The sequence below is a fragment of the Methylobacterium sp. ap11 genome (assembly GCF_900110515.1).
Taxonomy (GTDB): Bacteria; Pseudomonadota; Alphaproteobacteria; order Rhizobiales; family Beijerinckiaceae; genus Methylobacterium; species Methylobacterium ajmalii.
This window is the reverse complement of the sequence record NZ_FOEB01000020.1, coordinates 35473-48985: the sequence shown is the minus strand read 5'-3', so window position 1 is coordinate 48985 and position 13513 is coordinate 35473. Positions and strand designations below refer to the sequence as shown.

Here is a 13513-nt window from a genome sequence, read left to right as displayed (position 1 = left end):
GTCCGCGCTTAGCACGGCCGCAGCCGGCCCCGCCACTTGCGCGGCGGCCGGCCCTCAGCCGTTCAGGGCCGCGCTCTCGGCATCGTCGAACAGGCGCGAGCGCAGGAGGAAGCGCCGGCCGGTGCCGTTCTCGAGCGAGAACATGCCGCCGCGGCCCGGCACCACGTCGATGATGAGCTGGGTGTGCTTCCAGTAGGCGAACTGGGGGGCGCTGATGAAGAACTCGGCGCCGCCGATCTCGCCGAGATGCACGTCGCTGTCGCCGGTGAGGAAATCGCCGACGGCGTAGCACATCGGCGCCGAGCCGTCGCAGCAGCCGCCGGACTGGTGAAACAGGATCGGCCCGTGATCCCGGCGCAGGGTCTCGATCAGGTCGAGGGCCTCCGGGGTGGCGACGACGCGGAGCGGCAGGTCGGTCACGGGGTCGGTCATGGAACGCATCCTCCTCAAGCGGGGCCGGCACGACCCCGTCCCGCCTTCGTCCCGGGCGGATTCGTGGAACGGGGGCGGCGCCCGGCCGGGTGCCGCCCCCGCTCTATGGCCGATGAGGGCCGCTCAGAAGAACCCGAGCTTCTTCGGCGAGTAGCTGACCAGCAGGTTCTTGGTCTGCTGGTAGTGGTCGAGCATCATCTTGTGGGTCTCGCGGCCGATGCCGGACTGCTTGTAGCCGCCGAAGGCCGCGTGGGCCGGGTAGGCGTGGTAGCAGTTGGTCCAGACGCGGCCGGCCTGGATCGCGCGGCCGAAGCGGTAGGCGCGGGTGCCGTCGCGGGTCCAGACGCCGGCGCCGAGGCCGTAGAGGGTGTCGTTGGCGATGGCGAGCGCCTCCTCGTCGTCCTTGAAGGTCGTGACCGACAGGACGGGCCCAAAAATCTCCTCCTGGAAGATCCGCATCTTGTTGTGGCCGCGCAGGACCGTGGGCTCGACGTAGAAGCCGCCGGACATCTCGCCGTCGCGCATCGAGCGGCCGCCGCCGGTGAGCACCTCGGCGCCCTCCTGGCGGCCGATATCGATGTAGGACAGGATCTTTTCCAGCTGCTCGCTCGAGGCCTGGGCGCCGATCATCGTCGAGGGATCGAGGGGCGAGCCCTGCTTGATCGCCTTCACCCGGGCGACCGCCTTCTCGATGAATCGGTCGTAGATCGACTCGTGCACCAGCGCCCGGCTCGGGCAGGTGCAGACCTCGCCCTGGTTGAGGGCGAACATCGCGAAGCCCTCGAGCGCCTTGTCGAGGAAGTCGTCGTCCTGCGCCATCACGTCGGCAAAGAAGATGTTGGGCGACTTGCCGCCCAGCTCCAGGGTCACCGGGATCAGGTTCTGCGAGGCGTACTGCATGATCAGCCGCCCGGTCGTGGTCTCGCCGGTGAAGGCGATCTTGGCGATGCGGGGCGAGGAGGCGAGCGGCTTGCCGGCCTCGAGCCCGAAGCCGTTGACGATGTTGAGCACGCCCGGGGGCAGGAGGTCGCCGATCAGCTCGGCGAGCAGCAGCACCGAGGCCGGGGTCTGCTCGGCGGGCTTGAGCACCACGCAGTTGCCGGCGGCGAGCGCGGGGGCGAGCTTCCAGACCGCCATCAGGATCGGAAAGTTCCACGGGATGATCTGGCCGACGACGCCGAGCGGCTCGTGGAAGTGGTAGGCGACGGTGTCGTGGTCGATCTCGGAGAGCGAGCCCTCCTGCGCCCGGACGCAGCCGGCGAAGTAGCGGAAGTGGTCGATGGCGAGCGGGATGTCGGCGTGGGTGGTCTCGCGGATCGGCTTGCCGTTGTCCCAGGTCTCGGCGAGCGCGATGAGGTCGAGGTTCTCCTGCATCCGGTCGGCGATCCGGGTGAGGATCAGGGCACGCTCGGCGGGCGCGGCGCGGCCCCAGGCGTCCTTGGCGGCGTGGGCGGCGTCGAGGGCGCGCTCGATGTCCTGCGCGTCGGAGCGGGCGACCTCGCAGATCACGCCGCCGGTGATCGGCGAGGTGTTCTCGAAGTAGCGGCCCGCCACCGGGGCCACCCACTGGCCGCCGATGAAGTTGTCGTAGCGGGCCGAGAACGGGGACTTCGTCTTGGCGTCGGCGAAGAATTCCGGCTTGTTCATCTGTTCCTCCCAGTCACCCCGGCGACGAGGTGCGGCGGACACTCCCGGGCAGGCCGCGTGCCAGCCGGCGGCGGGCGGCTCGATCGGCACCATGGCGATCCGGCAAATCATTGAAAATACTGATTTTTCCCATCGCCTCCCGGCATAGCCTTCGACCAATATCCACCTCCGCCTCACCCCCGCCGACCTGGACCGGACACGCGACACCTGCAACACCTGTCGCAAACAGCGACACCCCGTTCAGGACGGGGGGAACCGGGAGGAGGCCGGGCATGCAGAGCCGCGTGAGCACCCCCCGCACCCTGCTGGCCGCCCGCCGCCAGGCCTTCGGGCCCGGGGTGGCGGAGCCGCCGCCGCCGATCCTGCGCTCCTGGGAGCGCTGCGCCGCCCTCGGCCTCGATTTCGGGACCCGGCCCCGGATCGAGCCCCTCAGCTCCGTCGAGATGCGCGCCGCCTTCGACCGCAACGAGGCCCTGCGCCGGCGCTGCCGGCCGGAGATCGAGGCCCTGCACGCGGATGCGCGGGCGACCGGCGGGCTGGTGATCCTGACCGATGCCGGGGGTCTCATCCTCGACACGCTCGGCAACGACAGCTTCGCCGGTCGCGCCGCCCAGGTGGCGCTCCGCCCCGGCGTGCCGTGGAGCGAGAGCCTGACCGGCACCAACGCCATCGGCACCGCGCTGGTCGAGCGCCGCGCCGTCGAGGTGCGGGGGGCCGAGCATTACTTCGAGCCGCACCGCATCCTGAGCTGTGCCGCGATGCCGATCCTCGGCCCGGACGGGGCGGTGCTCGGCATCCTCGACCTCACCGGCCCGGCGGGCATCCACCAGGGCCATGCGCTCGGCCGCGTCGGCCTCGCGGTCGACGCGATCGAGCACCGCGTGCTCGACGCGGTGCCGGCGGGTTGCGAGGTGCTGCGCCTCCACCGCGACCCGGCGCTGCTCGGCACCCCGCGCGAGGGGGTGCTGGTCTTCGAGGGCCGCCGGATCGTCGGCGCCAACCGGCACGGGCTCGCGCTGCTCGGCCTCGGCTGGGATGCCATCGGCGCCGAGGCGGTCGGCCGCCACGGCGCCGACCTGGCGCCCGGCCCGCTGGCGCTGCGCGACGTGCAGGGCGCGCCGCTCTACGGCCGCCTCCAGGGCGCATCCGCCCCGCCCCGACGCCGGCCGGCGGCCGAGCCGGCGCCGGGCCTTCCGGCGACAGGCCTTCCCGCAGCCGGCCCCGAGGCGCCGATCCTCGACCCCGCCACGCAAAAGCTCCTCGCACGCGCCGTGCGGCTGATCGAGGCCGGCATCCCGGTGGTGGTCGAGGGCGAGACCGGGACCGGCAAGGAGGTGTTCGCCCGCGCCGCCCACGCGGCCTGCGCACGGGCGCAGAAGCCCTTCGTCGCGGTGAACTGCGCGGCCCTGCCCGAGACGCTGATCGAGGCCGAGCTGTTCGGCTACGAGCCCGGCGCCTTCACGGGCGCGGCGCGCCACGGCGCCAAGGGCCTGCTGCGCCAGGCCGAGGGCGGTCTGCTGTTCCTCGACGAGATCGGCGACATGCCGCTGGCGCTTCAATCGCGCCTGCTGCGGGCGCTGCAGGAGCGCGAGGTGCTTCCCGTCGGCGGCACCCGCCCGGTGCCGGTCGATTTCGCGCTGATCTGCGCCACCCACCGCGACCTGTTCCGGATGGTCGAGGGCGGCGCCTTCCGGGCGGACCTTTACTACCGCATCGCCTCCTACCGGGTGCGCCTGGCCCCCTTGCGCGACCGGCCCGACCGCCTCGCCCTGGTGCGCGGCCTCTGGGCCCGCACCGACGGCCCGGCCCGCGCCGTGAGCCTGTCGCCGTCCTGCGAGGCGGCTCTGGCCGAAGCCACCTGGCCCGGCAACCTGCGCCAGCTCGCGGCCTGCCTGAAGGCGCTGGCGGCGTTGGCCGAGCCGGGGGAGGTGCTGGACCTCGACGCCCTGCCCGAGGGGGTAACGGCGCTCCCCATGCGTGGGCCGGCGCCGCGGCCGGAGCCCGCGACCGGGCGGCTCGACATTCTGGCGAACGAGGCGATGCGGGCGGCGCTCGCCGCCCATGGCGGCAATGTCAGCCGGGCGGCGCGCAGCCTCGGGATCAGCCGCAGCACGCTATATCGGCGCTGCGTCACCGAACGACCGGTGGCGTGAGAACCTGTTTGACTCACGACGACACGATCGCGAGGAGAATTTCTATCCTACCCTCCACCTCATCCTGAGGTGCGAGGCGATCGAAGATCGCTGAGCCTCGAAGGAGGGATCCAGTGATCTCGGAGACTTCTGGAGCCCTCCTTCGAGGTTAGTCGATCTTTAATCGACTAACACCTTATGATGAGATTGCTTGTGGGATAGAGTATATCTATCAGTCAAACAGGCTATGGTGGTGTCAGATTAATTCTAAATAGATAGATACCTCAACATATTGATTTTACGGTCATTGTCGAGCGCGGGATCCCCTCTCCCGTGTGGGAGAGGGGTAGGGGTGAGGGTGCTACGGTTCTAAGTCTGGCACCAAACGTTGAGCTGCCAGCACGAAGTTCGAGCTTCACACTGAAGCGTGTCACCCTCACCCCTGTCCCCTCTCCCACACGGGAGAGGGGGACTCGCGCGAGACCGAAAACCGCCTCTGACGCTCGCAAAGGGGATGGACGATGACCGCCTCGTTTCATCCGCGAGGGACCGTGAAGCCGGTGTGCAACTCATACCGCAGCGCCTTCGAACGGGCGTCGGCGCCGAGGCGCGAGCCTATCAGAGATGCGGGTTCTCCGCCGCCTCCAGCCGCCCCGACGCGATGGCGTCGAGGAAGAGCCGGTGATCCTCGGCGTTCCGGTCGCCATAGGCCAGCGCCCAGTCGGCCAGGGCCTCGCGGAGGTCGTCGTGGCGGTCGCGGCCGCAATAGCCGGCGATGGCCGCCGCGTCGCCGGTGCGGGCATGCGCCCGGGCGAGCAGGGCGCCGTAGGCCCAGGAGAAGTAGACGAGCGGCTGCCCGCGCATGCAGCTGATCGGGATCTCGCCCTTCATGTTCTTCATCTGGCGGACGTAGAACGGGCGGTCGTCGATGGTGGTCCAGCCGAGGAGCGGGTCGCCGACCGCCTGGAGCAGGCGCTGGCCGTAGATCACCCGCTCGCCCTCGTGCGAGGCGTAGGGCTCGGGCATCCCGGCGACGTAGGGCGCGTGGGCGGGGCGCACCGCCTCCTTGACCTGGAGGAAGAGCACGTCCTGGTCCGAGTTGCCGCACAGCAGCGCGACGTAGGCCCGGGTGCCGACGCTGCCGACGCCGACCACCCGGTGGGCGACGTCGACGACGTGGTAGCGGTTCAGCATGAAGCGGCGCTCCGGCGGCAGCGTCTCGGCGTAGCGCTCGAGCCCGGCGGTCACCGCCTCGCGGGTGTCGTCGTCGACCCAGGTCAGGATCGGCGGTTCGTCGCGGAAGCGCCAGCCGCCGTCGACCCGGCGCTCGCCGAGCTGGCCGAGCAGGCTCTTGTTGTGGCGCTTGCGCGCCTTCTCGACCGCCCGGTGCACCACCTCGCGCGATTCCTGGTCGATCGCGATGCCGCTGAAATCGAGCTCCTCCGCCTTGGCGGCCCGGTGCCAGACGTCGAGGGAACCCTGCGGGGCGAGGTCGGTCATCGTGTGCTGGTAGCCGTAGGCCGCCGCGATCACCGCCTGGCGCCGCTCCTGCACTGGCACGTCGAGGTCGCGGGCGGCGACCTCTATGCTGGCGCAGAGCCGCTTCAGGTCCCATTCCCACGGACCGATCGTGACCTCGTCGAAATCGTTGAGGTCAAGCACGATGTCGCGCTGCGGCGTGCCGAACAGGCCGAAATTCGAGATGTGGGCGTCGCCATTCATCACCACGTCGATGCCGCTCGTCGGGGTCCGTGCGAGGTCCCAGGCCATCACGGTGGCGGCCCCGCGCAGGAACGCGAAGGGCGAGCTCGCCATCCGGGCGACCCGCAGGGGGATCAGGTGGGCCTGGCGGCCCTCTTGCGCCTCCTCGATCAGCCGCACCGGGTCGGGACGGTCCTCCGGCAGCGGGCCAGCGCCGTGGCTGTCGTGCGGGACCTTCGCGCGCAGGCACTTGCCGGCGGCGCGGCGGGTCTCCCACGGCTCGCCGGGGGTGCGCAGGTTGATATGCGGGAAATCGGCGAGCGGCGCGAGCACGATGTCCTCGGCCTGTCCCGGCACCCGCTCGCAGGTTTCCGCCACGCTCTCGTTCGCCAGGGCCTCCGGCAGCTCGGACGAAGGCAGGGGCGACGAGGAGATGTCGTGCTGTCTGTCCATCGGCGCGGCTCCTCAGTCCCGGGGTTCGGGGAGTCAACCTTGGCCGTTTGCGATCGTTCCGGCCCCGGGATGAAACCCCGAGGCCGAACGTATCATACGCTTTCCGATTGATCGCTTCGCGATGCGGAAAGCGGCTTCGCTCAGGCGCCGCGCTGGCTGGTGATACGAGATCCGGAAGTCATCTTCCGGATCTCGTATCATCCTCAGCCCTGGTGGTCGCGGGCCTCCTGGATCTGGTGCAGGAACTCCGCCGCCTGCTCGGCGCGCCGGTCGGGGTCGTCGCAGGGGCGGCGCAGGATCAGCCGGCCCTCGCGGGCGGTCATCGCCTCGGTAAGCGGCATCGCCGCCGGCGCGCAGCCGGGCCGGAAATCGACCGCCAGCCCCTGCGGCCCGCCGGTGAGCCGGGCGATGCCGAGCCGCAGGCAGGCGACGCGCAGATGCGCCAGGGCGAACAGCGCCCGCACGCCCGGGGGCGGCGGCCCGAACCGGTCCTCGACCTCGCCGCGCAGGGCCTCGACCTCCTCGGGCGCGCCGAGGCGCAGGAGCCGGGTGTAGAGGCCGAGGCGCACCTCCGGCTCGGGCACGTAATCCGCCGGCACGTCGCCCGAAAGGCCGAGATGGATCTCGGGCGCCCAGTCCTCCGCCGGCTCGCCCTTGGCGGCGCGCAACGCCAGGTGCAGCAGGTGCTGGTAGAGACCGAGCCCGATCAGCTTGACGTGGCCGGCCTGGTTCTCGCCGACGAGGTCGCCGGCGCCGCGCAGGTCGAGGTCGCGGGCGCTGATGGCGAAGCCCGCGCCGAGCCGGTCGAGGGCCTCGAGCGTCCGAAGGCGCTTCTCGGCGGCCGCGGGCAGCTCCCGGTCGGGCCGGGTCAGCAGGTAGGTGACGCCCCGGCGCTGGCCGCGCCCGACCCGGCCGCGCAGCTGGTGCAGCTGGGCGAGGCCGAAGCGCTCGGCGTCGTGGACCAGCATGGTGTTGGCCCGCGGCACGTCGAGGCCGCTCTCGATGATCGAGGTGGCGAGGAGAACGTCGCCCTCTCCGTCGGCGAAGCGGACCATGATCTCGTCGAGCTCGGCCGGCTTCATCTCGCCGTGGGCCACGACCGTGGCGAGTTCCGGCACCAGCGCCTTGAGCCGCTCGGCCATCGGGCCGATCTCCTCGATGCGCGGGCAGACGACGAAGCTCTGGCCGCCCCGCCCCTTCTCGCGCATCAGCGCCGCCCGGACGGTGTCGTCGTGGAGCGGGGTCAGGATCGTGCGGATCGGCTGGCGCACCGCCGGCGGCGTCGCGATCACGCTGAGCGACTTCAGGCCGACCAGCGCCGATTGCAGGGTGCGGGGGATCGGCGTCGCGGTCAGCGTCAGCACGTGGGCGTCGCCCGCCATGCCGCGCAGGCGCTCCTTGAGGGCGGCGCCGAAGCGCTGCTCCTCGTCGATCACCACGAGGCCGAGGTCGGCGAAGGACACGCCGCGCCCGGCGAGCGCCTGGGTGCCGATCACGAGGCGGATCGACCCGTCGGCGAGACCCTGGCGGACCTTCTTCGCCTCGGCCGGCGGAACGAGGCGCGAGAGCTGCGCCACCTCGATCCCGAACCGGGCGAAGCGCCGCGCGAAGGTGCGCAGGTGCTGGCGCACCAGCACGGTGGTGGGCGCGACCACCGCCACCTGCTTGCCGGCCAGCAGCGCCGCGGCGGCGGCGCGCAGCGCCACCTCGGTCTTGCCGAAGCCGACATCGCCGCAAACCAGCCGGTCCATCGGCCGCTCGGAGGCGAGGTCGGCGAGCGCCCCGTCGACGGCCTTCGCCTGGTCCGGGGTGAGCGGGAAGCCGAAGCCGGCGCCGAAGCGCTCCATCTCGCGCTCGGGCGGCGCCAGGGCCGGCGCCTTCGCCTTCGCGCGGATCCCGGCCGCTTCCAGCATGGCGCGGGCGGCCCGGGCGAGGCCCGCCTCCGTGGTCAGCCGGCGCCTCGGCCAGGTGCCGCCCTCGAGCGTATCGAGGGCGACCGCCTCCTCCTCCGAGCCGTAGCGCCAGATCCGGTCGGCCTGGGCCACCGGCACCATCAGGATCGCGTCGTGGGCGAAGCGCAGGCGCAGGGCCTCGGTGGCGCCGCCGTCGCCGGTGGCGATGCGCTCCAGCCCCTCGAACACGCACAGGCCGTGGTCGCGGTCGACCGCGACGTCGCCGATCCGTAGATCGACCTCGCCCATCGGCAGGATCACCGGCTGGCCGGCGAGCGGCTTGGCCGAGGACCCGCCATGGATGTCGGGGGCCGCGATCACCGTCGCGGCCATCTCCGGCACCCGGAACCCGGCATCGAGGGGGGCGGCGAGCGCCACGATCTCGCCGGGCTTGGCGGCCACCGCCTGCGACCAGTCGGAGACCGGGCGAACGCCGCGCTCCGCCGCCCGGGCCGCCTGGCGCGACAGCCGCTTGAGCGCCGCCGCGTCGCCGGCCAGCACCACCCGCTCGCCGGCCTTCAGGCGCTCGCGCAGATAGGCCGAGAAGGCCGAGCCCGGCCGGCGCTCGCGCAGGAAGACCGGCACCGCGACCGCGTCGGCCTCCTCCTTGGTCGCCACCGCGACCTCGCGGGCGGCCCGGGCCTCCTGCCACTCCGCGGGGTTCAGATAGAGCGGCGCCGCCTTGCCGCGGGCGCTCGTCGCGCCGCCCTGCCCCTCGGCGATCTGCTCGAAGAAGGCGTCGGCGCGCGCCTCCGCCCCGGCCTCGACCACGAGGCGGGCCTCGGGCACGTAGTCGAGCACGGTGGCGAGCCGGCCGTAGAGGGTCGGCAGCTGGTGTTCCTGGCCGCTGAAGGGTTTGAGGCGCACCGGCGCGTCGGGGGCCAGCACGATCTCCGTGGCGGGATCGACCACCAGGGTTCCGACCTCGTCGAGGGAGCGCTGCGACACCGGATCGTAGCTGCGGATCGCCGTCACCTTGCCGCCGGCATGCTCGATGCGGCAGGGCCGGGGGGCGGCGGCCGGGAACACGTCGACGGTGCGGCCCCGCACCGCGACCTCGCCGGGCTCGTCGACCCGGTCGTCGAGGATGTAGCCGAGGCGCTGCAGCTCTGCGGTGAGCCGCCCGGGATCGAGGGGATCGCCGGCCGTCAGCTCGACCCGGGCCCCGGCCCAGGTCGCGGGCGGCGGCACCCGCTGGATCAGCGCCGGGGCGGTGGTGAGCAGGATGTCGGGCAGGTTATCCGTGTCGGTGAGCCAGCGCAGCACCCCGGCCCGCGCCCCCATCGTGCCGCGCGACGGCGAGGCGCGGTCGAAGGGCAGGCAGTCCCATTCCGGATAGACCGCGACGCCGATCCCCGGCGCCAGCGCCCGCAGCAGGGCGGCGATCTCCTCCAGCCGCCTCGTGTCACGGGCGACGTGGACGAGCGGACGGCCCCGGTCGCGCAGGCCCAGCAGCGCCACCGCGAGGGCGCCGGGCGGCACCAGCGGCGCCACGCTCTCCTCGGTTCCCGCCTGTGCGCGCCGTCCCACCTTGCGCTTCGCCATCTGGCCCCGCTCCTCGTTCGCAGCGGGAAACGCCCGGAGGCTTGAGCGGGTCCGGTGCGGGCTGTCGCATGCACAGGAATACCGTGGGGGTGTTCATGGGGACACGGCCGGGACCCGGCCGTGTCGTCGTCCCGGAGCCTGCGTCGCGGTCCCGGGACGATGCGGGCGTCGGTCCGGTCCGCGGTCGCGGACCGTCGCTCACTTCGCCGGGTCGACCAGCGTCAGCTTGCCGGTGAACGGCTTGTCCTGCTTCGAGGTGGCGGTGCAGCCATAGGTGTACTCGCCGGCCGCGATGGTGCGCAGGCGGATCTCGCCCTTGCCGTTGGCCTTGACCAGGTAGGCGTCGTTGCTCGCGACGTGGACGACGTCGCCGTCGTGGTGCAGCACGTTCTTGTTCTGGAAGATCTGCGGCGCGGTGAGCGACACCTGAAGGTTCGACTGGTTGACCACGTGGAGGTCGACGTTGCTCTGGGCCGGCAGGCGCAGCTCCGCCGGCGCGCAGGACGGTGCGCCGTTCTCGGCGGTGATCGTCACCTCGACCGGGGGCATCGCGTCGGTCTTGGGCGGCGGCAGGTCGTTGGCGGCGAAGGCGCCGCCCGTCAGGAGGACGAGGGCGGCGGCAGCCAGGGGCGCGCGGGTCGAAAGCGGCATCGGGGGTTCCTCTCGGCGGGGTTGAACGGGGTCGAGCCCAGAACGCCAGGTCGTGCCCGATGTTTCACCCCGGTGCCCGCCTGCGACCCGATGCCGGCCCGGCGGCCGGCGCCGCATGCCCTCGCGGCGAGCCTCCCGCCGAAACCGACCTCTCGCCGGAACCGACCTCTCGCCGGAACCCTTGCCGAAACCCCGACCGCGGCCAAGTGACGACACGAATTCTCCGGATCGCGCCGCCGGAAGATGAATTCGCTCCGGATGCACCGGAAATTGCCACGCTTCGTCCATTGCGCCGACGCTGCGTTGCAGCAAGGATGGCGCCCGAACGACGACGAGGACCACGCATGATCATCGACCGCCGCGACGCCCTCAAGCGGGCCGGCCTCCTGGCGCTCGGCACCGCGGCCTGGAGCCCGGCGGCCCTGACGCGGGCACTGGCGCAAGGAGCGTCGCCCCAGGGGACCGCTCCCCGGCGCGGCGGCGTGCTGACGGTGCAGCTCAACGGCGAGCAGCGGGTGCTCAACCCGGCGATCCGCGCCTCGACCGGCGTCTACGTCATCACCTCGAAGATCGTCGAGCCGCTGGTCGATCTCGACCAGGACGGCAAGCCGGCCGGCGTGCTCGCCACCGCCTGGGAGGCTGCCCCCGACGGCAAGACCGTGACCTTCAGGTTGCGCCAGGGCGTGACCTGGCACGACGGCAAGCCCTTCACCTCCGCGGACGTCCAGTACACCGCGATGGAGATGTGGAAGAAGTACCTGAACTACGGCACCCAGCTTCAGCTCTACCTGGAGGCCGTCGACACGCCCGATCCGCACACGGCCGTCTTCCGCTATGCCCGGCCGATGCCGCTCGACCTCTTGCTGCGGGCGCTCTGCGACCTCGGCTACGTCGCGCCCCGGCACGTCTTCGAGGGCACCAACGTGCTCGAGAATCCGGCCAACACCGCGCCGATCGGCACCGGGCCGTTCAAGTTCGTCTCCTACGAGCGCGGCCAGCACGTCATCGCCGAGCGCAACCCGACCTACTGGCGCGAGGGCTTCCCCTACCTCGACCGGATCGTCTGGCGCTTCATCACCGACAAGGCGGCGGCCTCGGCCGCGCTCGAGACCGGTCAGGTCCAGCTCTCGACCTACAACGCGCTCGCGCTCGCCGACCTCGACCGGCTGAAGTCGGACAAGCGCTTCACCGTGTCGAGCAAGGGGCTGGAGGCCAACGCCTTCAACAACACCCTCGAGTTCAACACCCGCCGCAAGGAACTGGCGGATGTCAGGGTGCGCCGGGCGATCGCGCACGCGATCGACGTGCCGTTCTTCATCGAGAACTTCATCTACGGGCTCGGCAAGCCGGCGACCGGGCCGATCCCGTCCTCCTCGACGGCGTTCTATCCCGACACACCGGTCCCCTACCCGTTCGACCCTAAGAAGTCGGCGGCGCTCCTCGACGAGGCGGGCTTCAAGCGCGGGGCGGGCGGCACCCGCTTCTCGTTGAAGCTCGTGCCGATCATGAACGGCGAGGACGTGCCGCTTCTCGCCACCTTCATCCAGCAATCGCTCCAGGCGGTCGGGATCAAGGTCGAGATCGTCAACCTCGACACGGCGGGCGCCCTTTCCACCGTCTACCGCGACTGGAACTTCGACCTCGCCACCGGCTGGCACCAGTACCGGGGCGATCCGGCGGTCTCGACGACGGTGTGGTACCGCTCCGGCTCGCCGAAGGGCGCGCCCTGGACCAACCAGTACGGCTGGCAATCCGACCTCGTCGACCGCCTCACCGACGAGGCGGCGAGCGAGCTCGATCCGGGCAAGCGCAAGGCGCTCTACGCGCAGTGGGTGGGTGCGGTGAACGACGCGCTCCCGGTCTGGATGATGACCGAGCGCACCTTCCTGTCGGCGACGAGCAAGCGCGTACACGGCGACCACAACACCCCGCGCTGGGGCTCGGCGGACTGGCACGACGCGTGGATCGAGGCGTGACGACCCCGTTCGCGAGGCACGCCGCCCCGACCCCGGCCAGCCGATGACCATCCTCCTCCTGGCGCTGCGCCGCCTCGCCGCCAGCCTGCCGACACTCTTCGTCATCCTGGCGGGGCTCTTCCTGCTGCTCCAGCTCGCCCCCGGCGACACCGTCGATGCCCTGATGGCCCAGATGGGCGGTGGCGACCCGGCGACGGCGGACGAGCTGCGCCGCTATTACGGTCTCGATCTGCCGGCGGCCGCCCAGCTCGGCCGCTACCTGTGGCGGCTGGTGCAGCTCGACCTCGGCCAGTCGGCGATCTACGGCAAGCCGGTCGCCACCGTGATCGCCGAGCGGCTGCCGGTGACGCTGCTGCTGATGGGTGCCTCCCTGACCCTCGCGTTCCTCGGCGGGACGTTCCTCGGCGTGCTCGCGGCGCGGCGGATCGGCCAATGGCCCGACACCCTGATCTCGACGCTGGGGCTGATGTTCTACGCCACGCCCTCGTTCTGGTTCGGCCTGATGGGGATCGTGCTGTTCGCGATCAATCTCGGCTGGCTGCCGGCCGGCGGGTTCGAGGAGGTCGGCGCCGGCTATACCGGGCTTGCCCACGTCCTCGACGTCGCCCGCCACCTCGTGCTGCCGACCCTGACGCTCGCGCTCGTCTTCCTCGCCACCTACCTGCGGATCATGCGCGCCTCGATGCTGGAGGTGATGAGCCTCGACTACGTCCGCACCGCCCGCGCCAAGGGGCTGGGCGAGACCGGGGTCATCGTGCGCCACGCCCTGCGCAACGCGCTCCTGCCCATGGTGACCCTGGTGGGCCTCCAGGCCGGCACGATGCTGGGCGGCTCGGTGGTGGTCGAGAGCGTGTTCGCGCTCCCCGGCCTCGGGCGGCTCGCCTACGAATCGGTGGTGCAGCGCGACCTCAACACCCTGCTGGGCATCGTGTTCGTGTCGGCGCTCCTCGTCATCACGGTGAATTTCTTGGTCGATCTGATCTACGGCCGGCTCGATCCGCGCATCGCGGCGGGGCGCTGACGC

The 13513-nt window shown here is 71.7% G+C and carries 8 protein-coding genes; 3 read left to right on the top strand and 5 right to left on the bottom strand.

The features are described from left to right. Positions 1 to 54: 54 nt before the first annotated feature. Positions 55 to 432 carry a DUF779 domain-containing protein gene (locus BMX97_RS23545; protein WP_244538608.1) on the bottom strand — a complete coding sequence of 126 codons (378 nt, stop codon included), beginning with the start codon at positions 430 to 432 and terminating at the stop codon, positions 55 to 57. A 123-nt stretch (positions 433 to 555) separates the two neighbouring features. After that, positions 556 to 2079 (bottom strand): aldehyde dehydrogenase, encoded by a 1524-nt coding sequence (gene adh / locus BMX97_RS23540; RefSeq protein ID WP_091753661.1) that lies wholly within the window; start codon positions 2077 to 2079, stop codon positions 556 to 558. 272 nt (positions 2080 to 2351) lie between these two features. Between adh and BMX97_RS23535 the strand changes: the two genes are divergently transcribed. Then, a complete protein-coding gene (locus tag BMX97_RS23535) occupies positions 2352 to 4232 on the top strand; it encodes a sigma-54-dependent Fis family transcriptional regulator (protein ID WP_091753660.1) in 1881 nt (626 codons plus the stop codon). Between the two features lie 597 nt (positions 4233 to 4829). Here BMX97_RS23535 and BMX97_RS23530 read toward each other — a convergent pair. The 3 genes from BMX97_RS23530 to BMX97_RS23520 form a co-directional block, all read right to left on the bottom strand. Next, complete coding sequence (locus BMX97_RS23530) at positions 4830 to 6365, bottom strand: DUF2252 domain-containing protein (RefSeq protein WP_091753659.1); 1536 nt, start codon at positions 6363 to 6365, stop codon at positions 4830 to 4832. 203 nt (positions 6366 to 6568) lie between these two features. Next, the gene (locus BMX97_RS23525) at positions 6569 to 9862 is read right to left on the bottom strand and encodes a helicase-related protein (protein WP_091753658.1); all 3294 of its coding nucleotides are present in this window, start codon (positions 9860 to 9862) and stop codon (positions 6569 to 6571) included. A 198-nt stretch (positions 9863 to 10060) separates the two neighbouring features. Next, complete coding sequence (locus BMX97_RS23520; RefSeq protein WP_091753657.1) at positions 10061 to 10513, bottom strand: cupredoxin domain-containing protein; 453 nt, start codon at positions 10511 to 10513, stop codon at positions 10061 to 10063. Positions 10514 to 10857: 344 nt separating this feature from the next. On the opposite strand from BMX97_RS23520, the gene BMX97_RS23515 reads away from it, so the two are divergent. Together BMX97_RS23515 and BMX97_RS23510 are read left to right on the top strand one after the other, a co-directional pair. Continuing rightward, positions 10858 to 12489, top strand: coding sequence for an ABC transporter substrate-binding protein (locus BMX97_RS23515; RefSeq protein WP_091753656.1), 1632 nt, complete (start codon positions 10858 to 10860; stop codon positions 12487 to 12489). A 43-nt stretch (positions 12490 to 12532) separates the two neighbouring features. Then, positions 12533 to 13510 carry an ABC transporter permease gene (locus BMX97_RS23510; protein WP_091753655.1) on the top strand — a complete coding sequence of 326 codons (978 nt, stop codon included), beginning with the start codon at positions 12533 to 12535 and terminating at the stop codon, positions 13508 to 13510. The last annotated feature ends 3 nt before the right edge of the window (positions 13511 to 13513 follow it).

Excerpts from the sequence above, each read along its gene's own strand:
- BMX97_RS23545 (WP_244538608.1), bottom strand. The coding sequence starts at position 432 with ATGACCGACCCCGTGACCGACCTGCCGCTCCGCGTCGTCGCCACCCCG.
- adh (WP_091753661.1), bottom strand. The coding sequence starts at position 2,079 with ATGAACAAGCCGGAATTCTTCGCCGACGCCAAGACGAAGTCCCCGTTC.
- BMX97_RS23535 (WP_091753660.1), top strand. The coding sequence starts at position 2,352 with ATGCAGAGCCGCGTGAGCACCCCCCGCACCCTGCTGGCCGCCCGCCGC.
- BMX97_RS23530 (WP_091753659.1), bottom strand. The coding sequence starts at position 6,365 with ATGGACAGACAGCACGACATCTCCTCGTCGCCCCTGCCTTCGTCCGAG.
- BMX97_RS23525 (WP_091753658.1), bottom strand. The coding sequence starts at position 9,862 with ATGGCGAAGCGCAAGGTGGGACGGCGCGCACAGGCGGGAACCGAGGAG.
- BMX97_RS23520 (WP_091753657.1), bottom strand. The coding sequence starts at position 10,513 with ATGCCGCTTTCGACCCGCGCGCCCCTGGCTGCCGCCGCCCTCGTCCTC.
- BMX97_RS23515 (WP_091753656.1), top strand. The coding sequence starts at position 10,858 with ATGATCATCGACCGCCGCGACGCCCTCAAGCGGGCCGGCCTCCTGGCG.
- BMX97_RS23510 (WP_091753655.1), top strand. The coding sequence starts at position 12,533 with ATGACCATCCTCCTCCTGGCGCTGCGCCGCCTCGCCGCCAGCCTGCCG.